This is a genomic window from Streptomyces anulatus (assembly GCF_014650675.1).
GTDB lineage: Bacteria > Actinomycetota > Actinomycetes > Streptomycetales > Streptomycetaceae > Streptomyces > Streptomyces anulatus.
The window spans coordinates 234,695-257,860 of record NZ_BMVK01000003.1; the positions used below are offsets into that span (position 1 = coordinate 234,695).

Below are 23,166 nucleotides of genomic sequence, written 5' to 3' on the forward strand. Positions count from 1 at the left end.
CGGCCGACCCGGTGTCCCTGGCCGACCTGGCCGACCTGGCCGACCTGGCCGGAGCTTCCTGCCGGTCCCGTGCGTGCGACTCGTCCGCCGCCGCCCGTCTCCGTGGCGGCCGGCCACCCCTACTTCGCTTGTGCCATTTCCGTAAGTACCGACAAGCCGCCAAGGACTCATCCATGGATGCCATCTCCTTGGGCATCGGCGTGCTCATCGCCGTTGTCCTGCTCATCGTCATCGCCATCGCCTTCGTCGTCACCCGGCTGTTCCGCAAGGTCGAGCAGGGCAAGGCGCTGATCATCTCCAAGACCAAGAAGGTCGACGTCACCTTCACCGGGGCCGTCGTCCTGCCCGTGCTCCACAAGGCCGAGACGATGGACATCTCGGTGAAGACCATCGAGATCCGCCGCGCCGGGCGCGAGGGCCTGATCTGCCAGGACAACATCCGCGCCGACATCCAGATCACCTTCTTCGTCCGGGTCAACAAGACCGTCGAGGACGTCATCAAGGTCGCGCAGTCCATCGGCACGGCACGGGCCAGCGACAAGGTCGCCATCCAGGAGTTCTTCGCCGCGAAGTTCTCCGAGGCGCTCAAGACCGTCGGCAAGCAGCTCGACTTCGTCGACCTGTACACCAAGCGCGAGGAGTTCCGGGACCGGATCATCCAGGTCATCGGCACCGACCTGAACGGCTACCACCTCGACGACGCCGCGATCGACTTCCTGGAGCAGACCCCGATGGCCCAGCTCGACGGGGCCAACATCCTGGACGCCCAGGGCATCAGGAAGATCACCGAGCTGACCGCGATCGAGCACGTGCGCACCAACGAGTTCCAGCGCACCGAGCAGAAGGAGATCACCCGGCAGGACGTCGACGCCCGCGAGACGATCCTGGAGCTGGAGCGCCGGCAGGCCGAGGCGGAGATCAAGCAGCGCCGCGAGGTCGAGGTGCTGCGGGCCCGCGAGGAGGCGGCCACCGCCCGGGTGCAGGAGGAGGAGCGGCTCGGCGCGCAGACCGCGTTCATCAAGACCGAGGAGCAGCTCGGCATCCAGCGCGAGAACCAGGCGCGGGAGATCGCCGTCGCGCAGAAGAACCGCGAGCGCGTCATCGCCGTCGAGAGCGAGCGCATCGAGAAGGACCGGATGCTGGAGGTCATCGGGCGCGAGCGCGAGACCGAGCTCAACCGGATCGCCGCCACGAAGGAGGTCGAGGCCGAGCGCCGCGAGGTCGCCGACGTCATCCGGGAGCGGATCGCGGTGGACCGTACGGTCGCGGAGCAGGAGGAGTCGATCCTCACCCTGCGCGCCGTCGAGGACGCCGAGCGGTCCCGCAGGTCGGTCATCATCGCGGCCGAGGCGGAGGCCCAGGAGAAGCTGGTCAAGGACATCAAGGCGGCCGAGGCGGCGGAGGCCGCGTCCACGCACCTGGCGGCCGAGCAGCTCACGCTCGCCGAGGCCCGGCTCAAGACCGCGGACCTCGACGCGCAGGCCAAGCTGCGGCTCGCCGAGGGGATCCAGGCCGAGACGGCCGCTCCCGGGCTCGCCGCCGTACAGGTACGGGACGCGGAGGCCGAGGTCATCGAGAAGGCCGGTCTCGCGGAGGCCGAGGCGACGGAGGCACGGCTCAAGGCCGAGGCGGAGGGCGCGCGGCTCAAGGCGCTCGCCACGGCGGAGGGCACGCAGGCGCAGGCCACCGCCGACGCGGCGGTCATCGGCGAGAAGCTGAAGGCGGAGGCCGCGGGGCTCACCGAGAAGGCGGCCGCGATGGCGGCGCTGGACGAGGCGTCGCGCGGGCACGAGGAGTACCGGCTGCGGCTCGACGCGGAGAAGGAGATCCGGCTGGCCGGTCTCGAAGTGCAGCGGCAGGTCGCCGAGGCGCAGGCGACGGTCCTCGCGACGGGTCTGGAGAACGCCGACATCGACATCGTCGGCGGCGACTCGCTGTTCTTCGACCGGATCGTCTCGTCGATCTCGCTCGGCAAGGCCGTCGACGGGTTCGTCGACAACTCGGCGACCGCGCGGGCGCTGGCCGGGCCGTGGCTGGACGGTTCGTCGTCCTTCACGGACGACATCAGCCGGGTGCTGGGCTCGGTCTCCACGGGTGATGTGCAGAACCTGACGGTGTCGGCGCTGCTCATGCGGCTGATGGGGTCGTCGGGTGCGGCGTCGGGCCAGGTGGAGCAGTTGCTGGCGGCGGCGAAGGAGCTGGGGCTGGCGGATCTGCGGGTGGCTTCGCCGGTGGGCGGTACGGAGGTTGCTCCCGCGGGTGGGGTGTCCCGGAACGGGGTGGGGGCTGTGGTGGGCGGGTAGCGCGCTTCCTGCCGGTCCGGTGCCGGTTCGGGTCGTCCGGCGCCCGCCCGGTCGGTCCGGCAACTGTTGAGCCCGTCCGGCGTTTGAGGACGGAACCCTCGGCCGGGGGGCGGAGGGTTGGGTGTGCGTCGCACGGGGGTGGGCGTACCAGGGTCCGCCGTGCCTGTCAGGGGCGGGCCCACCGAGCCCGGGGTTCCGTCCTCAAACGCCGGACGGGCTGGAAATCGGGCGCGCCCCGCACGCCAGGAGACGGGGCCCACCAAGCCCAGGGTTCCGTCCTCAAACGCCGGACAGGCTGGGGAACGCCGGGCCGCAGGGTGTGTGCCGCGGCTGGGGAGCCCGGCCTGGCAAGGCAGCCCGAACCACCGGGAATCCCCGGACCGGCAAGGCAGCCCGGGCCGCCGGGGAGCCCCGGACCGGATGACGACGTTGGAACACGTAGGGAGCCGTACGCATGGACAGCGACATCACCGGCACCGTCACCGCGCCTCGGGGCGGGGAGGGCGATGTGGACGCCGGCGCCTACGAGGTGCTGCGGCGGCGGCTCTCGGCGCAGGCCGGGGAGCTGGTGCGACGGGCCGAGGCCCTCAACGTGCGGCGGACCGAGGAGTTCGGGTCGACCGGGCTGCGGCTCCTCGCCAGCGAGCAGGTGCGCACCGAGCGGGCCTCCGTGCCCCGCGATCTCGTCGCCGTGGGAGGGCAGTTGCTCTTCGGCTTCGAGCGGGGTCCGGGCGCGCGCGGGGAGGCCGGGGTCGAGGACGTACTCCTCGTCCGGGACTCCGGACCGGAGGACAACACGACCGGGACCGGGCAACCGGACAGCACCACCGCGACCGGGCTTCCGCACGGCACCACCGGGGCCGGGCAGCCGGACGACTCCCCCGGCACCGTCCCCGGGCAGGCCAGCACCCTCCTCGGCGGTGAGGACTTCCGGCGTGAGTTCTCTTCCCTTCACCGCTACTTCCGCGACGCCCGCCTGCTGCGGCTGCGCCGCGTCGACGGCAGGCTCCTCGCCGTCTTCCGGACCGGGGAGAACGCCGAGGACATCCGGGTGCTGCGCTGGGCGCTGGGGCCGGACGGCTCGCCGGGGGCGTTCCTCGACGCGCAGGGCGAGCGCGACCATGTCTTCCCGCCCTCCCACGACTTCGACTGGACGGTCGCCGGGCGGGACGCCCACGTTCCCGGGCGGCACCCGCACATCGCCGTCGGCAAGGGCGGCGGGCTCTTCGTCGACACGCTCGGCGGCACCCTCACCGTCAAGGTCACCGACGACACCGAGTCCCCGGACGGGATCTACGAGGAGCCCGTCGACGAGCCGTTGCAGTCGCTGGCCGACGCCGACGTCGCGTACGCGGAGGTCGGGCCGCTGGTGCTGCTGCGCGTGCGCCCGTACAAGGAGGACGCCTGGCGGTACCTGGTCTTCAACTCGCTGCTCTCGACCGTCCGGCGGCTCGACGGCATCGGGCCCGCGTGCCACCGGCTGCCGGAGGACCAGGGGATCATCTTCCCCGGCGGCTACTACCTCACCACCGGCACCGCGAAGACCTTCGACACCGCCGAGGAGCTGACCGAGCCGGTCTTCGAAGGCGCGGTCCGCTCGCCCAACGGCGAGGACGTGCTCTACGTCTTCCGCTCCCGCGACGGCCTGCGCAGCCTGCTCCTCCCCTACAACCTGATCCGCCAGGAGGTCGCCACCCCGCTCACCGGGCGCGGGCACGCGCTGCTGGACGACGGAACGCTCGTCCTCCTCCGGGACAACCAGGACGGGCCCGCGCGCGTACACCCTTTGCAGCGCTGGCAGACCCCGTACGTCTCCGACACCTACGCCGCCGCCCGCCCCGCCGGGACCGGCGCGCTCGCCCGGACCGGCAACGCCGACCTGGTGCGCGGGATCTCCGACTGTCTCGCACTCGCCCACGGGGTACGGGACATGACGCCGACGACCGCCGTGTACGGGCAGCTCGCCGCCGACTGCGCCCGCGCCCAGGACCGGTACCACTGGCTTTCCGATCCCGAACTGGGGTCGCTGGACGAGCCGTTGGGGGAACTGCGGGCCACGGCGCAGCAGGTGCTGGCCGAGTTCACTGCCGTACAGGAGCTGACCCGGCGGGCCGCCGACGCCCTGGAGGAGACCGCCGCCCGCATCACCGCGCTGGTGCGCCGGGTCCGCGGCGAGGTGCCCGGGTCGGCGTCCGCCTGGGTCGAGCGGCTGACCGAACTCCGCCGGACACACGGTCACTTGGCGACGGTCGGCGAGATGCGGTACGCCGACGTGGAGCGGATCGCGGAGCTGTCCGCCCGGACCGAGGACGACATCGCGTCCGCCGCTCAGCGGGCCGTGTCGTTCCTCGCCCGTGACGACGCCTTCGACGGCTACCACGAGGACATCGCGGGGCTCGTCGCGGACGCCGGGGCGCTGGAGACCGTCCGGGACGCCTCCGCCGTGACCGACCGGCTGTCCGCGATGACGGAGGGACTGGCCACCGTCACGGACGTGGTCGCCGGTCTGGAGATCGGTGACGCCACCGTGCGCACCTCGATCCTGGAGCGGATCGCCGAGGTGCTGGGCGGGGCGAACCGCGCCCGCGCCACGCTCGACGCGCGCCGCCGGGAGCTGCTGTCGAAGGAGGGGCGGGCCGAGTTCGCCGCCGAGTTCGCGCTGCTCGGGCAGGCCGTCACGGGCGCGCTGGCCGCCGCCGACACCCCGGAGACGTGCGACGACCAACTGGCCCGATTGCTGCTCCAGTTGGAGAACCTGGAGTCGCGGTTCGCGGAGTTCGACGACTTCCTCGCCGAGCTGTCCGAGCGCCGTACCGAGGTGTACGAGGCGTTCTCGGCGCGCAAGCAGACCCTCCAGGACGAGCGGGCGCGGCGCGCGGAGCGGCTGGCCGGGTCGGCGGGCCGGGTGCTGGAGACCATCGCCCGGCGGGTGGCCTCGCTGGAGGACCTCGACGCCGTCCACACCTACTTCGCCTCCGACCCGATGGTCGCCAAGGTCCGCCGCACCGCCGATGAACTGCGCGGACTCGGCGATCCCGTACGGGCGGAGGAGCTGGACGGACGGCTGAAGGCGGCCCGCCAGGAGGCGGGCCGCGCCCTGCGCGACCGCACCGAGCTGTACGCGGACGGCGGGTCCGTGATCCGGCTGGGCCGGCACCGGTTCGCCGTCAACACCCAGCCGTTCGACCTGACGCTCGTGCCCGCCGGAGGCAAGGACGGGGAGGGGCAGAGCCTCGCCTTCGCGCTGACCGGGACGGACTACCGGGCCCCGGTCACCGACTCGGCGTTCACGGCGGCCCGGCCGTACTGGGAGCAGCTGCTCCCCTCCGAGAACGCCTCCGTCTACCGTGCCGAGCACCTGGCCGCCCGGCTCCTCGACGAGCACGGGGCCGGACGCCTCGCCCCGCTCGCCGATTCCGAACTGGCCAATCTCGTACGGGAGTCGGCCGCCGAGGCGTACGACGAGGGGTACACCCGGGGTGTCCACGACGAGGACGCCACCGCGATCCTGGCCGCCCTGCTGCGCCTGCACGCGGACGCCGGGCTGCTGCGCCACGAGCCCGCCGTCCGCGCGGCGGCCCAGCTCTTCTGGGCGCACAGCACCGATGAGGCGCAGCGCACCTCCTGGACCAGGCGCGCGGTCTCGCTCGCCCGCGCCCGCGACACCTTCGGGCTCGCCCCGGCCATCGCGGTGCTCCAGGAGGAGTGGGCGGCGGCGATCGGCTCCCCGTCCCCGTCCGCGCCGGGTCACGCCGTCGCCGCGTACCTCTTCGAGGAGCTGACCACCGGGCCCGCCGGGTTCGTCGTGGGCTCCTCGGTCCGCGCCTTCCTGGAAGCCTTCCACCGGGCGGCGGGCCCCGACGCGTACGGGGACGACCTCGCGGCCCTCGGCGACGACGACCCGGCCGCCCGCCGGCAGCTCGTGGAGGGCTGGCTCGCCCCGTACGCCGAGGCCACGGGGGCGGAACTCGGCGACGGCGATCTGGCGGAGGCCGTGGCGGTGGAGCTCTGCCCGGAGCTGGAGCGGTACGCGTGCGACGCGCCGCTCACCGAGCGGCTCGACGGCCTCCTCGGCGACCACCCGCGCATCGCGGGCGGCGGGGCCCTCACCGTACGGATCGACGAACTCCTCGCCCGCACGGCCGAGTTCCGCACACACACCGTGCCCGGCTTCCGCGCCTACCAGCGGCTGCGCACCTCCCTGGTGACCGCCGAGCGCGGGCGGCTGCGGCTGGACGACCACCGGCCGCGCGTGATGTCGGCGTTCGTCCGCAACCGGCTGCTCGACGAGGTGTACCTGCCGCTGATCGGCGACAACCTCGCCAAGCAGCTCGGCACCGCCGACGCCGACCGGCGCACCGACTCGCAGGGGCTGCTGCTGCTCGTCTCGCCGCCCGGCTACGGCAAGACGACGCTGATGGAGTACGTCGCGGACCGGCTCGGCATGGTCCTCGTCAAGATCAGCGGGCCGAACCTCGGCCACGACGTGACCTCCCTCGACCCGGACCGGGCCCCGAGCGCCACCGCCCGACAGGAGATCGAGAAGATCAACTTCGCGCTGGAGGCGGGCAGCAACACGCTCCTCTACCTCGACGACATCCAGCACACCTCGCCCGAACTGCTCCAGAAGTTCATCCCGTTGTGCGACGCCACCCGCCGGATCGAAGGCGTGCGGGACGGCGAGCCGCGCAGCTACGACCTGCGCGGGAAGCGGTTCGCGGTGTGCATGGCCGGCAACCCGTACACCGAGTCCGGCGAGCAGTTCCGGATCCCCGACATGCTCGCCAACCGGGCCGACGTCTGGAACCTCGGCGAGGTCCTCAGCGGCCGGGACGACGTCTTCGCGCTGAGCTTCGTCGAGAACGCCCTGACCGCCAACCCGGTCCTCGCCCCGCTGGCCGCCCGGTCACGGGACGACCTGGATCTGCTGGTGCGGCTGGCGGGCGGAAGCGACCCGGCCGCCCGTGCCGAGCACCTGGAACACCCGTACAGCGCCGCCGAGCTGGATTCCGTCCTGGCCGTGCTGCGCCATCTGGTCACGGCCCGGGACACCGTGCTCGCGGTGAACGCGGCGTACATCGCCTCGGCCGCGCAGACGGACGCCACGCGCACCGAGCCGCCGTTCCGGCTCCAGGGCTCCTACCGCAACATGAACAAGATCGCCGAGCGCATCGTGCCCGTCATGAACGACGACGAGCTGTCCTCCGTCGTCGACGACCACTACGCGGGCGAGGCCCAGACGCTCACCACGGGGGCCGAGGCGAACCTCCTCAAGCTGGCCGCCCTGCGCGGCACGCTCACCGCCGAACAGGCCGGGCGGTGGGCGGCGATCACCGCGTCCTACGTCCGTACGCAGGCGCTCGGCGGCCCGGACGGCGACCCCATGACCCGCGCGGTGGCCGCGCTCGGACTGCTCGCGGACCGGATCGCGGCGGTCGAGACGGCGATCCAGCGAGCGGCCGACCCCCGGCACCTGCTGGCGGGCGGCCCCCCGGGCCCGGCAGGCGGTCTCCAGAGCTTGGCGGGCGAACCTCAGAGCCTGGCGGGCGCGTTCAACGACCGGGCGGTTCCGAACCACGCGCCCGACGACCGGGCGGTTCCGAACCACCATGCGAAGATCACCAACACTCCACACTGACCGGGAAGACCGAGCCGGAAGGATCACGGCATGCTGGGTTTCGTGCCTCCACTTCCTCAGCAGCCGGGACGCCCGCCGTCGGCCGGCCACATGATCGTCTGCGGTGACGACGCCCTGGCGCGCCGGCTGGCCGTGGAGCTCCGCTACGTCTACGGGGAACGGGTCACCCTGCTCCTGCCCCCGGGCCGGGACGCGAACAGTCCCGAGACGCCGCTGACCCAACGGGGGCGGGCGGCAGCCCTGTTCGGCCGGATGTCGGCGGCGATGAACCGCGCGGGCAACGGCGGCGGGACCACCGGCGGCAGCGGCGACACCAACGCCGGCGTCGAGGCCGTCCGCATCATGGAAGCGCCCGAACCCTCCGACGACGTCCTGGAGGAGGCGGGCGTCGACCGGGCCGCCGCCCTCGCGCTCGTCTACGACGACGACGAGCGCAACATCCGCGCCGCCCTGACCGCCCGCCGCCTCAACCCCCGCCTGCGGCTGGTGATCCGGCTCTACAACCGCAAGCTCGGGCAGCACCTGGAGGAGCTGCTGGACCAGGCGGCGGCCGTCGCCATGCCCGGCATCGACCCGGCGTTACTGGACGCCTCCACCACCGTCCTGTCGGATGCCGACACCGCCGCCCCGGCCCTCGCCGCCACCGCCCTCACCGGCAGCAGCAAGATCATTCAGGCCGAGGGGCTGCTCCTGCGCGCCGCCGAACGTCCCCCGCCCCGCCCCGGCGAGACGGCCGACCCCGGCCTGTGCACCCTCGCCCTGCTCTCCTCCACCACCAACGACCCGGCGGGCGCCGAGGGTTCGGACAGCAGCGGCGACGAGGCCCCGCAGCTCCTGCCCGACGAGAGCGCCGTCGCCGCCGCGACCGGACGGGGCACGGTGGTCCTCGAAGCAGTCAGCCGGGCCGACCCGGACCGTCCGGCCACCCGCATGGGCGGCAGGGGCGCCCCGCTCGCCCAGGTCTTCTCCCGCAGGCTGCGCTGGTCGGCCCTCGGCGTCGCCGCCGCCGCGCTCGCCCTGGTGATCGCCTCGCTCCTGACCACCGAAGACACCGCGATCCACTCCACCTACCTGACCCTGCTCGACCTGCTGGGCATGAACGACCCGGCGGAGGGCGCGCCGCCGGCCCGGCAGATCATCCAGATCCTCTCCGGCATCGCCGGGCTGCTCCTGCTCCCGCTGCTGCTCGCCGCCGTCCTGGAGGCGTTCGGCACCCTGCGCACCGCGTCCTCGCTGCGCCGCCCGCCGCGCGGTCTGTCGGGACATGTGGTGCTGCTCGGGCTCGGCAAGATCGGTACGCGCGTCCTCGTACGCCTCCGCGAGCTGGACATCCCGGTGGTCGTCGTCGAGGAGGACCCCGACGCGCGCGGCATCCCGCTGGCGCGCTCCATGCACGTGCCGACCGTCATCGGCGACGTCACCCAGGAAGGCGTCCTGGAGGCGGCCAAGATCCGCCGCGCCCGCGCCCTCCTCGCGCTCACCAGCATCGACACGACGAACCTGGAAGCGGCGCTGTACGCCCGCTCGGTGAAGCCGGACCTGAGGGTGGCACTGCGGCTGTACGACGACGAGTTCGCCACCGCCGTCTACCGCACCCTGCGCACCGCGCACCCCGGGGCGCTGACCCGCTCCCGCTCGGTGTCCCACCTGGCCGCCCCGTCCTTCGCGGTCGCGATGATGGGGCGCCAGATCCTCGGCGCGGTCCCGGTCGAGCGCAAGGTCATGCTGTTCGCGGCCCTGGAGGTGGCGGGGCACCCGCAGTTGGAGGGCCGGACGGTCGAGCAGGCCTTCCGCGCGGGCGCCTGGCGGGTCCTGGCCATCGACGCCACCCCGCCGGCCGACCGGACCCCGGATCTCGCCGCGCTCCCGCCGTACAGCCCGGACGGCGACGCGGTGCCGCCGCCGTCCGGACTGGTCTGGGACCTGCACCCCGGCTATGTCCTGCGCGCCACGGACCGGGTGGTGATCGCCGCCACCCGCCGGGGGCTCGCGGAGCTGCTGCGGCGGCAGCGGTCGGTGGTGCCGAGGCAGTAGGGCCGCCGGGGGGGGGCGCGTCGAGCCGGTAGTGGACGTCGAGACGGCCCGGGCGTGGAGACGGCAGTGGGCGCAGAGACGGCCGGGTGCCGGTGGCCCCGGGATCGGCCCCCGCACCAGGCACCCGGCCCCGGCACCCATCTACCTGAACGCGCCCATCGCCTCCCGCACCTCGTCCAGCGTCGCCTCCGCAAGTGCGTTCGCCCGCTCGTTGCCCGCGCGGAGCACCGACCGCACGTACGTCAGGTCCTTCGCGTACTCCGCCCGCCGGGCGCGGAAGGGGGCCAGGTGGCTGTTGACCGCGTCGGTCACCGTCCGCTTGAGAGCGGCGGCTCCGCCGTCGCCGATCTCCGCCGCGACCTCGTGCGGGTCCCGCTCCAGGCTGAGAGCGGCCAGCAGCACCAGGGAGGAGACGTTGGGGCGGGCGTCGGGGTCGTAGGTGATGTGCCGGTCGGCGTCCGTGGTCGCGCCCTTGATGAGGCGGGCCGTCTCGTCGGCGGTGGCGCCGAGCGGGACGGAGTTGGCCCGGCTCTTGCTCATCTTCGTGCCGTCCGTGCCGAGCAGCAGGGGCGCGGCGGAGAGCATGATCTCCGGTTCCTGGAAGACGTCGCCGTACCGCTCGTTGAAGCGGCGGGCGATCGTCCGCGTGACCTCCAGGTGGGGCGCCTGGTCCCGGCCGACCGGAACCAGGTTGCCCTTGCAGGACAGGATGTCGGCGGCCTGGTGGACCGGGTAGGTGAGCATCAGCCCGCTGACCGCGGACTGCCGGGAGTGCGCGATCTCGTCCTTGACCGTGGGGTTGCGGTTCAGCTCCGCGACGGAGACGAGGCTGAGGAAGGGCAGCATGAGCTGGTTGAGCGCGGGGACGGCGCTGTGGCAGAAGACGGTGGACCGGGCGGGGTCGATACCGAGGGCCAGGTAGTCCAGGAGCAGCCCGTCGGTGTACTCCCCGAGCCGCTCCGCGGTGTCCCGGTCGGTGATCACCTGGTAGTCGGGGATGAGGACGATGACGTCCACGCCGAGGTTCTGGAGGCGGACCCGGTTGAGCAGGGAGCCGAAGTAGTGGCCGAGGTGGAGGGGGCCGGTGGGGCGGTCCCCGGTGAGGACCCGGAAGCTGCCGGGGTCCTGGGCGATGCGGCGCTCCAGCTCGGCGCCGGGGAGTTCGGTGCTGGGCAGTTCGGTGGGTGCGGCCGGGGCGGGTCCGGTCGAGGCGTGTGCGGCCGGGGCCGGTGCAGGTGCGGTGCTGGTCATGGGGTCGGGTCTCTCCTCGCGTGGATGGTGCGTGGAGGACGGCCCCGCCGGTGAGCGCCGCTGCGCTTCGTCTCCGTGTCCGCGCCGTACGAGGGCAGCGAAAAGGGCCGTCCATGTCGAACGGCCCTGGATCCGTGCAGATGCTGTGGCCGCTCCTATGAGGAGCGCCACCAGTTTCGGCACAGGACGGAGGTCATGGGCCGAGTGTAGCGGCCACAGGCCCGGCGCGGAGGAAGTGCGCGTCACTTCGGGGCGTGCCCGCCCGCGTAGAGGAGGAGCCGGATGAACCCGGCGAGCAAGTGCGTCGCGAAGACATGGACGTAGCCACGCAGGAACACTCCGCGCGCTTTCCACTCCTCACTGTCACTCGTCCACCACCCACCGTTGTCACTCATCCGCCACCCACCGTTTCAGGACACGTACGCCCCGGAAGGGGGTCCGTAGGGAACAGGCCACGTGGAATAGGCGGGAGGGGGGTCCCGTTGTAGGATGTAGTTCAACGTTCAACCAAATCGGCCGAGGCTTCCGACCACCGGAATCCCTGACCTCCGGCCGGCACTCAGGAAGGCGGACGCCATGCAGTTCGGGATCTTCACCGTCGGGGACGTCACGACCGACCCGACCACCGGCCGGACCCCCACCGAGAACGAGCGGATCAAGGCGACCCTGGCCATCGCGCAGAAGGTCGAGGAGGTCGGCCTGGACGTCTTCGCGACCGGCGAGCACCACAACCCGCCGTTCGTCCCGTCCTCCCCGACGACCACTCTCGGCTACATCGCCGCGCGCACCGAGAACCTGATCCTGTCCACGTCCACCACGCTGATCACCACCAACGACCCGGTGAAGATCGCCGAGGACTACGCCACCCTCCAGCACCTCGCGGACGGCCGCGTCGACCTGATGATGGGCCGGGGCAACACCGGACCGGTCTACCCCTGGTTCGGCAAGGACATCCGCCAGGGCATCCCGATGGCGATCGAGAACTACGCCCTGCTGCACAAGCTGTGGCGCGAGGACGTCGTGGACTGGGAGGGCAAGTTCCGTACGCCGCTCCAGTCCTTCACCGCCACCCCGCGCCCGCTGGACGGCGTCCCGCCGTTCGTCTGGCACGGCTCCATCCGCTCCCCCGAGATCGCCGAGCAGGCCGCGTACTACGGCGACGGCTTCTTCCACAACAACATCTTCTGGCCCATGGAGCACACGAAGAAGATGGTCGACCTCTACCGGCGCCGCTACGCCCACTACGGGCACGGCACCGCGGAACAGGCCATCGTCGGACTCGGCGGCCAGGTGTTCATGCGCAAGAACTCGCAGGACGCGGTAAGGGAGTTCCGCCCGTACTTCGACAACGCGCCGGTCTACGGCCACGGCCCGTCCCTGGAGGACTTCACCCGCGAGACCCCGCTGACCGTGGGCTCCCCGCAGGAGGTCATCGAGCGGACGCTGACGTTCCGGGACGCTGTCGGCGACTACCAGCGCCAGCTGTTCCTGATGGACCACGCGGGGCTCCCGCTGAAGACGGTCCTGGAGCAGCTCGACATCCTCGGCGAGGAGGTCGTGCCGGTGCTGCGCAAGGAGTTCGCCAACCTGCGGCCGGCCGGAGTGCCGGAGTCCGCGCCCGTCCACCCGGCGGTCGCCGCCGCCCGTACCGCCGACACCGCCGGCAGCACCGAGAAGGAGGCCTGACCCCGATGTTCGCCACCACACCCCTGCGCATCGTCGCCGTCTCGGCCGGGCTCAGCCAGCCGTCCTCCACCCGGCTGCTGGCCGACCGGCTGGCCGCCGCCACCCGCGAGCGCCTCGCGGCCGAGCAGGACCGGAACGTCGAGGTCCAGGTCATCGAGGTGCGCGACCTCGCCGTGGACATCGCCCACCACCTGCTCAGCGGCTTCCCCTCGGCCACGCTGCGGGAAGCGATCGACGCCGTGACGGAGGCCGACGGGCTGATCGCCGTGACGCCGGTGTTCACCGCCTCGTACAGCGGCCTGTTCAAGTCGTTCTTCGACCTGATCGACAACACCGCGCTGACCGGCAAGCCCGTCGTGATCGCCGCGACGGGCGGGACGGCCCGGCACTCGCTGGTCCTGGAGCACGCGCTGCGCCCGCTCTTCGCCTACCTGCGGGCCGTCACCGTGCCCACCTCCGTCTACGCGGCGTCGGAGGACTGGGGCTCCTCGGGCGACGAGTACACCGAGGGCCTGCCGTCCCGGATCCGGCGCGCGGGCGGCGAGCTGGCCTCCGCGGTCCTGGGCCGTACGGTCTCCGGGGCCTCGCGGACTCCGGGGCTGGACGTCGGGGAGGACGCGGTCGTCCCCTTCGAGCAGCAGCTCGCGGACCTGCGGCTGGACTGAGGTCGTGGTGGCGGGTCCCACCGACCCGCCACCTGACCGAGGCAGTGGGGGCGGTTCACACCGACCCGCCCCCACTTGTCCGATGTGATTACAGTGAGATCAAACGCTGTACAAGCGGGACAGAACAGGACCGCGCTGTACCGCGCCGTACTGCGCTGTACCGGAGTACTGCGCTGTACAGGGCTACCGCGCTATCGAGCTGGAGGCAGATATGGGCAGGATCGTTGTGGGCGTCGACGGCTCCGACTCCTCGATCAAGGCACTGCACTGGGCCGTGCGTCAGGCCGAGCTGACCGGTGCCACGGTGGAGGCCGTGAACAGCTGGGAGTACCCCGCCACCAGCTGGGCGTCGATGATGCCGGGCATGCCGGAGGACTTCGACCCGCAGGCCCTGGCCACCGTCTCCCTGACCGAGGCGCTGGAGGAGGCCCTCGGCGCCGAGGGAGCCGCCGCGGTCAGCAAGGTCGTGGTCATCGGCAATCCGGCCCAGGCCCTGCTGGACCGTGCCAAGGGCGCCGACCTGCTCGTCGTGGGAGCCCGCGGCCACACCGGTCTGAAGGCCACCCTGCTCGGCTCGGTCAGCCTCCACGTCACCCAGCACGCGCCGTGCCCGGTGACGGTCGTGCGGGACTGAGCAGGCCCGGCGGCAGAACGAGGGGGCCGTTGTCAGTGGGTGCTCCTATCGTGTGGTCATGACCCCTGCTCTCTTCGGGCGCGACCACCCCGCAGGCGTTCTCCGCTCGGAGATCGCCCGGGCCACGGACAGCCACGGCGGTCTCGTGCTGGTCACCGGCGAGGCCGGAATCGGCAAGAGCACGCTCGTCACCGACGCCGCGCACGAGGCACGGCGGCGCGGAGCACTGGTGGTCGGGGGTTCCTGCTGGGACTCGGACAACACCCCCGGCTACTGGCCCTGGGTCCAGATCCTGCGCGGCCTGCGCCGGTCCGCCACCGCGGCCGAATGGGCAGCGGCCCAGGAGGCGTCGGACGGCCGGCTCGCCGTGCTCCTGGGCGACCCGGTCAGGGTCGCCATGGGCGGTACGGACGGACCGGGGCCCAGCACCCTTCCTGGGGCGGCCCCGGGCGCCGCCGGAGCCCCGGGTTCCGACGGGGCGCACGGCGGCGAGCCCGGCACGGAAGCGGGCACGAGCCCGCCGGGCGGCGGTCCGCCGGAGGGGGCCGAGGCCTTCGGGCTCTTCGACGCCGTGACCACGGCCCTCGTCACGGTCTCCCAGAGCCGGCCGCTGGTGGTCGTCCTCGACGATCTGCACAGCTCCGACCCGGCCTCGCTGCGCCTGCTCGAATTCGCCGCCCAGCACGCCTGGTTCGAGCGGCTGCTGCTGATCGGCACCTACCGGGACGTCGAGGTGGACGCCCCCGGGCACCCGCTCCAGCAGCTGATCCTGCCGCTGGTCTCGCGCGCCGCCACGACCCTCACCCTGACCGGCCTCGGCCGGGACGAGGTGGGGGCGCTGATGACGGTGACGACGGGCCGCGAGCCCTCCCCCCAGCTGATCGACGAGGTCCACCGGCGCACCGGCGGCAACCCCTTCTTCGTCGAGCAGACCGCCCGGCTCTGGCACAGCGGGAGCCCGGTCTCCACCATTCCGCCCGGCGTGCGGGAAGCGGTCCGGCAACGGCTCGCCCTGCTGCCCGAGCCGGTCGTCTCCCTGCTGACCAGCGCCGCCCTGCTCGGCCGGGAGTTCCGCCGGCAGGTCCTGGCCGTGGTGCACGGCTCACCGGCCCCCCACGTGGACCGGCTGCTGGAGCCGGCCGTCGTCGCCCGCGTCGTCGTCCCCCGCCCGTCCGGGCAGTACGCCTTCGCCCACGACCTGCTGCGCGAGACGTTGTACGCCTCGCTGGACGAAGCCGAGGCCCGTGAACGCCACGCCGCCGCGGTACGGTCCCTGGACGCGCACGGCGGCCTCGGCGACGCGGTGCGGCCCGGCGCCCTCGCCCGGCACGCCCACCTCGCCGGCAGTGCGCTGGACCGCGACCGCCGGATCGACCTGCTCCTGGCGGCTGCCCGGGACGCCTCGGGGCGCCTGGCGGACGAGGAGGCCGTCGGCCACTACCGGCGCGCCCTCGCGGTGGCCTCCGGTGAGCCGGGGGAGTCGGGCGAGTCAGGGGAGTCGGGGCAGTCGGGTGAACCAGGAGGCCCGGGGGCATCAGCCGGGCCGGAGGGGCCAGGGAGGCCGGGGGAGCGGCGGGAGACTCCCGGAGGGACGTCGGGAGGAGTCCCGGCGTGCGGGCCGGGCACGGCAGGTGCGCCGGGCACTGCGGACGGGACGGGCACCGCGGACACGGAGGACCGGGGTCCGGACCTCCGGCGTGCCGTGCTGATCGGTCTCGACCTCTCCGGACAGCTCCGGCACGCGGGGGAGACGGCCGAGGCGCAGCGACTGCTGGACCGGTCCGTCGCCCTGGCCCGGGAGCTGGACGAACCGGAGCTGCTGGCCCGGGTGGCGATCACCCTCCACCGCGACGGTTCCCTGGGCAGTCGCGACGTGCCCACGATGGGGCTCCTCGCCGAGGCCCACCACAGGATCACCGGCAAGGAGGGCCAGGAGAGCCTCTCCGACGACCGGCTCGCCCAGGAGCTGGCCATCCACATCATGGCGCTCGCCCGGGACGGCTCGGACGACGAGGCGCTCGCCTTCTCGCTCTGGGCGCGCCACGACTCCGTGTGGGGCCTCGGCTCGGCGATGGAGCGGCTCGGGCTGACCGACGAGATGACCGTCGTCGGCCGGCGCACCCAGCACCAGGACATGGAGCTGCACGCGACGTCCATGCGCTGGGTGGCACTGCTGGAGCTGGGCGACCCGGCCTTCATCGACCAGTTCCGGGCATTCGTCCGGCTCGCCGAGCTGACCGAGCTGCCCCGGTTCGCCCTGGGAGTCGCCGTGGACACCAGCCTGATCGCCGCCCTTCAGGGCAGGTTCGCCGAGGCGTCCACCGCCCTGGAGGACGACGCGCTCGACCCCGAGAACAACGACCACGTGGCCTTCGGCTTCATGGGGCACCACCTGAGCTGGGCGCTGCATCTCCTCCAGGGGCACTTCGCCGAGGCCGAGGAGGTCCTCGGCCTGCTTCCGGGCGCCGGGTATCCCTACCCCGGGCTGCTGGAGGCGGTCACCGCGGTGGAGCAGGGCGACGCCACGCCCGCGCTGCGCCTGATCGCCGAACAGTCGGACCGCGCCGCCCCCTACCCTCGGGCGTTCATGCCGCTGTGGCTCCGGCTGCTGGCCCAGACGGCCGCGATCACGGGCGACCCACGGCTCATCACCCGCGCGGAGGACGAGCTGACGCCCTACACGGGCCAGTGGATCGTCTCGCTGTACGGGTGCGACATCGGCGGCCCCGTCGACCTCTGGCTCGGCATGCTCGCCGCCGCGCGCGACGACCGGGACGCGGCGGTGGCGGCGCTCACCGAGGCCGCCGCGTCGTCGGACCGCCTCGGCGCCCGCCCCTGGGCCGTACGCGCCCGGCTCTGCCTGGCCCGTTCCCTGCTCGCCCGCGCGGGGGCGGCCGGTGGCGGTGTGGCGGGTGGCGGTGTGGCGGGTGCCGAGGGCGCTGGTGCGGGTCCCGGTGCCGGCGCGGTGCGTGCCGGTGGTGCCGGTGACAGTGCCGGTGACGCCGGGCAGGCTCGTCGGCTGCTCGCTGAAGTGGCGCGGGAAGCAGGCGAGTTGGCCATGACCCACGTGGAGGCCGAGATCACCGCGCTCCGCACGGCCCCGCCCAGCACCGCTGATCCCACTCCCACTGTCGCTACCGCTGCCGCGACCGACGCCTCCACCACCCCTCGCCCCGCCGCCTCCGATCCCGCCGCTTCCGGTCCCGCCGCCCCCTGGGCACAGGACCCGGGTGCGGCTCCGGGCCGGGGCGCGGAAGGGCCCTCGGCAGGGGCGCCGGCCGGATCGTCAGCAGGGGCATCCGTAGGGGCGCCGGCAGGGACCCGGGCCGTGCCGTCGGCCGAGTTCCGGCGGAACGGGCCGGTGTGGCAGCTGCGTTGGGACGGGGTGACCGTGCATGTCCCGGACGCCAAGGGCCTGCGCGACCTGCACAGCCTGCTGGGACTGCCCGGCACCGACGTCCCGGCCGTCCAGCTCCTCGCGCCCGAGGGCGGGGACCTCGTCGTCGCCGCCGGGCAGCTCGGCGGCGATCCGGTGCTCGACGAGGAGGCCAAGCGCCGCTACAAGGAGCACCTGGCCCGGCTGGACGCCGAGATAGACCGAGTCGCCGCCCGGGACGACGCCCGGGGGGTCGAGAAATACGACCGGGAACGGCAGGCCCTCCTCGACCAGCTCCGCTCTGCGGCCGGGCTCGGCGGCCGGACCCGCCGGCTGGGCGACCAGACCGAACGGGCCCGCAAGACGGTCACCGCCCGGATCCGCGACACCTTGCGCAAGCTGGACACCCTGCACCCCGCGCTGGCGGCCCACCTCAAGGCCTCCGTGACGACCGGGACCACCTGCGCCTACCGCCCCGAACACTCCCCCGACTGGCGACTCTGACCCGCCCCCGCGGCCTACCTGAACACCGGCGCGCCCTCGGCCTCCCGCCCCGCAGCCTCCCGGCCCGGCGGCCTACCTGAAACGCCGACACCCTCCCCGGCCTCCCGGCCCGGCCCCGTCCTCCCGGAACACCCGGCTCCGGCTCCGGCCACGGCTCCGGCTCCGGGGGCTGGACCGGAACGCCCCGGCTCCAGCCCCCCTGGGCCTCCCGGACGCCCCGGTCCAGGCCCACCCTGGGCCTCCCGGAATGCCCGCCCGCCCTGGCCTACCGACGTTTCCGGCCCGGCCTCTCTCCGCGCCCTGACCGACCCGGTCGTCTTCGGCCCTGTCCCGCACAGCCCGGGCACCCGGCCCTGCCGTTCTCCCCCTCGGCCAGGGCCCCGATCGCACCGGGCCCGCCGCCCGCCCCCGTTACCGTCCCCGGGCTGCTACTCCTCGGCAGCGACGACAACGTCGGCGACGACACACGCCACGTTGTCGGGTCCGCCCGCCGCATGGGCCAGGCCGACCAACCGGCGTACGGCCGCCTCCGGGACCTCCGCCGTGATGACCGCCGCCCTCAGCTCCGCCTCGTCCACCACTGCGGACAGGCCGTCCGAGCAGAGCAGATAACGGTCCCCGGCCAGCACCTCCCGCAGGCGGACATCGGGGCGGCATGCCACGGCCACCGGGGCGGACCGCGCCTCCCCGACCAGCGCCTTCAGCAGCAGCGCACGCCCCGGGTGGGAAGCGGCCTCCTCGCGGCTCAGCGAACCGTCGTCGATCATCGACTGGACCAGGCTGTGGTCATGCGTGATCCGGAACAGCTCCCCGCCCCGCAGCAGATAGGCCCGCGAGTCCCCGATGTGCACGAGGCCGAGCCGCGATCCGGTCCACAGCATCGCGGTGAGCGTGGTCCCCGAACCGTCCGGATCCGCACAGGGCGCGACCGCGTCCCGGACCGCCCGCGAGGCGGAATCCGCCGTGTCCTCCAGGGCGTTCAGCAGATCCGCGGCGGACAGCGCACTGTCCCCGCCGCCCCACGCGGTGGGCTTGAGCGCCTCGATCGCCGCTGCGCTCGCCTCGGCCCCGCCCTCTCCGAACCCGTCGGCGACCGCCAGCAGCTGGGGCCCCGCGAACGCCGCGTCCTGGTTCGTCGTACGCACCGCCCCGGTATCGGTCAGCGCGGCGCACCGGATCGCGAGCGGCACCGCCACCGGCCCGCCCGGCACCCCGGACCCGCCCGGCACCCCCGAGCCCGAACTCCCCCGCCCGCCCAGGCTCCCCGTGTCCTCAGCGCCGGTCGAGCTCCCCGTACGGCCCGTGCCCCCCGCCTTGCCCGTGTCCCCTGCATTGCCCGTGCTGCCCGTGTTGCCCGGTATCCGCGACATGGCCCCGCCCTCCGCTGACAGATGGTCGACGAGGTACATCGCCAGATCGCGCCGGGCCGCCGTCTCGGCCTCCACCCGCGCCCAGTAGGCCCGGATCTCCACGGCCGCGGCGCCCGCGTCGAGCGCCACGATCCGGCCGATCCGGCTCAGGGGCATACCGATCCTGCGCAGCCACGCCACGAGCCGGGCTCCCTCCACCTGCGCCGGGTCGTAGTACCGGTAGCCGTTCACCGGGTCGACCAGGGCGGGCCGGAGCAGACCCAGTTCGTCGTAGCGCCGGAGCGCCTTGGCGGAGAGCCGGGACAACCGGGCGAACTCCCCGATCGTCACCAGCTCTCCGCTCGCGGCGCCCACCGCGCGGCCTTCGCGTGCCACCCCGTACCTCCTCGTACCGGGCGCCTTCCGCCCGGCCCCACCGATGCTGGGGCTTCCCCCGCGGGGAAGGTCAAGGATGCACGGCGGATACGTCCGCGACGCATGGGCGGGCCGGTCTGCCCGCCTCCGGTCACTTCCGGTTGTAGAGCCGCATCGTCACCGCGCCGAAGACCACCACGAGCACCCCGGCCCAGCCCAGCGTCCAGGCGATGTCGGAGGCCGGCCAGTTGCCCGCCATCAACTCACGCACCGCCGTGGCGAGGTGGGTGACCGGGCTGTTGTTCACGAAGGCCTGGAGCCAGCCCGGCATCGTCTTCGGGTCGACGAAGACATTGCTGAGGAACGTCAGCGGGAAGATCACCATCATGCTGACGCCCATCACCGACTTCTCGGAGCGCAGCAGCAGCCCGAACATCGTCCAGATCCAGGAGAACGCGAACGAGAACAGGACCAGCAGAGCGACACCGGCCAGCACGCCGAGCACACCGCCGTCCGGGCGGAACCCGATGATCATGCCGATGGCGAGCATCACCGCCGACGCCAGCAGATAGCGCAGGACGTCGCCGAGCAGATAGCCGACCATCGGAGCGGGCCGCCAGATCGGCAGCGTGCGGAACCGGTCGAAGACGCCCTTGGCGATGTCCGTGTTCACCGCGATGCCCGTGTACATCGTGATCATCACGACGCTCATCACCATGATGCCGGGCAACAGGAACTGGATGTACTCCTCCGTGGAGCCGGCCAGCGCCCCTCCGAAGAGATACGTGTACATCAGGACCAGCATGATCGGGAAAGCCGTCACATCGAAGAGCTGTTCCGGCACATGCTTGATCTTCAGCATGGCGCGCCAGCCGAAGGTCATCGATGCCGACAGGGCACTGGGCCTCGGCGGGCGCTCCTGGCCCACCAGGAGCGCCGAGAGGCGTTCCTTGTCCGGCGCGGCGAGCGCGACGCCCTCCAGCTCCGTCTTGGCGGTCGCGGTGCTCATGCCGCCACTCCCTTCTTGTCCGTGAGTGCGAGGAAGACCTCGTCGAGGCTGGGCTGTCCCAGCGAGAAGTTGTCGACCGTGATGCCGCAACGGGCCAGCTCGGCCAGGGCACGCCCGGCCTGTTCCGCGGCCCCCTGCTCGGTGCTCTGCCCGTCGACCCGTGCGGTCAGCGCCACCGGGTCCGCGTCCAGCTGGACCTCCGCGTTCAGCGCGAGCGCCAGCACCTGCTGTGCCTCGGCCCGCTGGCCGCCGTCCCGTAGCCGCAGATGGACGGTGCCGGCGCCGACGGAGGCCTTGAGCTCGCCCTTGGTTCCCTCGGCGATCACCTTGCCGTGGTCGATCACCGCGATACGGGAGGCCAGCTGGTCGGCCTCGTCCAGATACTGCGTGGTCAGCAGGACCGTGGTGCCGTGGGCGACGACCGCCCGCACGATGTCCCACACCTGGTTGCGGCTGCGGGGGTCGAGTCCGGTGGTCGGCTCGTCCAGGAACAGCACGTCCGGGGTGTTCAGGATGGAGGCGGCGATGTCGATGCGCCGCCGCATGCCTCCCGAGTAGTTCTTCACCTGCTTGGCCGCCGCCTCGCTCAGCCCGAACCCTTCGAGCAGCTGGGCCGCCCGGTCGCGGGCCGCCGGCTTGGAGTGCCCGAGCAGCCGGGCGAGCAGGACGAGGTTCTCCACTCCGGTCAGGTCCTCGTCCACCGAGGCGTACTGCCCGGTCAGGCTGACCCGGCTGCGGACCGCGTCGGCTTCCTTCACGACGTCCTTGCCGAACACCCGGGCCGTGCCGCCGTCGGGGCGCAGCAGGGTCGCGAGCATGCGGACGACGGTGGTCTTCCCGGCGCCGTTGGGTCCGAGGACGCCGTAGACGGTGCCGGTGGGGACGGCGAGGTCGATGCCGTCCACCGCACGGTTGTCGCCGAAGACCTTCACCAGCCCCGTGGTCTCGATGGCCAGTTCAGTGCTCATGATCCATTCCTTGTGGGTCGTCGGTGGGAGTGTGCGAGCTGCGTCGGATTCCGGGAGCTCATGAGACGTACGGGCGGACGGCGCGCGCCTCGCGCAGGGCCCAGCCCCACCAGCCGAGCTGGTCGAGCATCAGGCCCACGGACCGGTCCCGGCCGGTGTCGCCGGGGTGCCCCTCCAGCGGCTGCCGGAGGAAGTCGAGCGCGACCCCGTTCCTCAGGGTCACCGTGTGCAGCTCGGTGAAGACCGTGCGCAGCTGCTCCACGGCGTACAGCCCGGCGGAACCGTGTCCGTAGCTCACGAAGGCGACCGGCTTGGTCTGCCACTCCTCGTAGGCGAAGTCGATGGCCTGCTTCAGGGAGGCGGGGAACGAGCGGTTGTACTCCGGGGTGACCACGACGAAGGCCTCGGCCCTGGCGATCTCCTCGGTGAACTCCGTCATCTGCTCGGTCGCCCGCCCCGGATAGTGCACGGGGAAGTCGTAATCGGCGAGATCGAGCACGGCGAGGTCGAGCTCGCTCCGGTCCCGGGCCCGCTCCATGAACCAGCGGCCGACCGCATCGCCGATGCGTCCCTCGCGGGTGCTGCCGATGATCACAGCGACACGCAGCGGAAGGCTGCTTCCCGCGTCCCGGCCCCCTCCGGCGCTCTTGCCCGTGCTCCTGACGTCGCTCTCGTCCGTCGTCATCGCTCGCTCCTCCTCCCGCGACCTCCGTGACCTCCACCGCCTCCCGGGCCACCCGGTCTCTCGTCCGGCCCGGCCCGTTCCGCTCCCTCACCTCTTGGGCGCCAGACGCGGGGGCGCGGCCGCCAGATCGAATCTGGCGGCCGCGCACGCGGCCGGCCGGAGAAGCCCGGAAGCCGGGCCCCGAGCGTCGGACGGACGTCAGGTCTCCCGCGTGTAGAAGACGTAGAACGAGACACAGAGGACGCCGGCCCCGACCACCAGACCCAGAACGGTCGACCTCAGCACGCTGGTGTCGGTGAGGCTCACCAGGAAGCCGATGGCGCACGCGGTCAGCGCGCCGTACGCGGCTGCCCGCAGCTCGCGCGGCAGCGAGCGCTGGATCCGGCCCAGCGCGAAGCAGAGGACCGCCAGAGCGACACCGGAGACGAGCCCGAGCAGGACCTGTCCGCCGGTGCTGGGGCCGCCGTCGCGGCGGATGAACGCCGCGTAGAACCCGTAGACCACGCCGAGCACCAGAGGCAGTGCCCAGGCGAGCGGGGTGTGGTGGCGGGTCCGCGCATGCGCGCGGGAACCGCTTCGGCCGGGCATCGCTGCATGTGTGGCCATCGCGGACAGCTCCTTCCGTCGCCCCCGTCGCACGCCCCCGTTCCTCCAGAGCACACCCGACCGCGCCGCCCGGCAACTCGAAT

General features: G+C 72.9%; 14 protein-coding genes. 7 read left to right on the plus strand and 7 right to left on the minus strand.

All coding sequences use genetic code 11. The annotated features are described in order from the left end of the window. Positions 1 to 173 precede the first annotated feature (173 nt). The 3 genes from IE272_RS09525 (at position 174) to IE272_RS09535 (ending at position 9,975) form a co-directional block, all read left to right on the plus strand. Entirely contained in the window at positions 174 to 2,303 is a 2,130-nt protein-coding gene (locus IE272_RS09525) for a flotillin family protein (RefSeq protein WP_190006644.1), read from the plus strand. 454 nt (positions 2,304 to 2,757) lie between these two features. Continuing rightward, positions 2,758 to 7,941 carry a DNA repair ATPase gene (locus IE272_RS09530; protein ID WP_190006645.1) on the plus strand — a complete coding sequence of 1,728 codons (5,184 nt, stop codon included), beginning with the start codon at positions 2,758 to 2,760 and terminating at the stop codon, positions 7,939 to 7,941. Between the two features lie 30 nt (positions 7,942 to 7,971). Then, a complete protein-coding gene (locus IE272_RS09535; protein ID WP_190006646.1) occupies positions 7,972 to 9,975 on the plus strand; it encodes an NAD-binding protein in 2,004 nt (667 codons plus the stop codon). Positions 9,976 to 10,116: 141 nt separating this feature from the next. Here the strand turns inward: IE272_RS09535 and trpS are convergent, their stop codons facing one another. Then, positions 10,117 to 11,226, minus strand: a complete 1,110-nt coding sequence (trpS, locus tag IE272_RS09540; protein ID WP_190006647.1) for a tryptophan--tRNA ligase — start codon at positions 11,224 to 11,226, stop codon at positions 10,117 to 10,119. A gap of 242 nt (positions 11,227 to 11,468) precedes the next feature. After that, a complete protein-coding gene (locus IE272_RS09545; RefSeq protein WP_190006648.1) occupies positions 11,469 to 11,621 on the minus strand; it encodes a DUF6126 family protein in 153 nt (50 codons plus the stop codon). Between the two features lie 181 nt (positions 11,622 to 11,802). Between IE272_RS09545 and IE272_RS09550 the strand changes: the two genes are divergently transcribed. From IE272_RS09550 to IE272_RS09565, 4 genes are all read left to right on the plus strand, one after another. Then, a complete protein-coding gene (locus IE272_RS09550; protein ID WP_190006649.1) occupies positions 11,803 to 12,912 on the plus strand; it encodes an LLM class flavin-dependent oxidoreductase in 1,110 nt (369 codons plus the stop codon). A gap of 5 nt (positions 12,913 to 12,917) precedes the next feature. Continuing rightward, on the plus strand, positions 12,918 to 13,577 hold the full coding sequence (locus IE272_RS09555; RefSeq protein WP_190006650.1) for an FMN reductase: 660 nt from the start codon (positions 12,918 to 12,920) through the stop codon (positions 13,575 to 13,577). Positions 13,578 to 13,788: 211 nt separating this feature from the next. Continuing rightward, positions 13,789 to 14,211 (plus strand): universal stress protein, encoded by a 423-nt coding sequence (locus IE272_RS09560; protein WP_050358349.1) that lies wholly within the window; start codon positions 13,789 to 13,791, stop codon positions 14,209 to 14,211. 58 nt (positions 14,212 to 14,269) lie between these two features. Further along, positions 14,270 to 18,091 carry an ATP-binding protein gene (locus tag IE272_RS09565; protein ID WP_190006651.1) on the plus strand — a complete coding sequence of 1,274 codons (3,822 nt, stop codon included), beginning with the start codon at positions 14,270 to 14,272 and terminating at the stop codon, positions 18,089 to 18,091. A gap of 428 nt (positions 18,092 to 18,519) precedes the next feature. Here the strand turns inward: IE272_RS09565 and IE272_RS09570 are convergent, their stop codons facing one another. From IE272_RS09570 to IE272_RS09590, 5 genes are all read right to left on the minus strand, one after another. Further along, complete coding sequence (locus tag IE272_RS09570) at positions 18,520 to 19,836, minus strand: MerR family transcriptional regulator (protein ID WP_190006652.1); 1,317 nt, start codon at positions 19,834 to 19,836, stop codon at positions 18,520 to 18,522. Positions 19,837 to 19,966: 130 nt separating this feature from the next. After that, a complete protein-coding gene (locus IE272_RS09575) occupies positions 19,967 to 20,824 on the minus strand; it encodes an ABC transporter permease (RefSeq protein WP_050358347.1) in 858 nt (285 codons plus the stop codon). Further along, positions 20,821 to 21,792: an ATP-binding cassette domain-containing protein gene (locus IE272_RS09580; RefSeq protein ID WP_190006653.1), complete on the minus strand. Its 972-nt coding sequence runs from the start codon at positions 21,790 to 21,792 to the stop codon at positions 20,821 to 20,823. Before IE272_RS09580 ends, IE272_RS09575 begins: the two co-directional genes overlap by 4 nt. 58 nt (positions 21,793 to 21,850) lie before the next feature. Beyond that, positions 21,851 to 22,477: an NADPH-dependent FMN reductase gene (locus IE272_RS09585; RefSeq protein WP_190006654.1), complete on the minus strand. Its 627-nt coding sequence runs from the start codon at positions 22,475 to 22,477 to the stop codon at positions 21,851 to 21,853. A 198-nt stretch (positions 22,478 to 22,675) separates the two neighbouring features. Further along, positions 22,676 to 23,083: a hypothetical protein gene (locus tag IE272_RS09590; protein WP_050358344.1), complete on the minus strand. Its 408-nt coding sequence runs from the start codon at positions 23,081 to 23,083 to the stop codon at positions 22,676 to 22,678. Positions 23,084 to 23,166 lie beyond the last annotated feature (83 nt).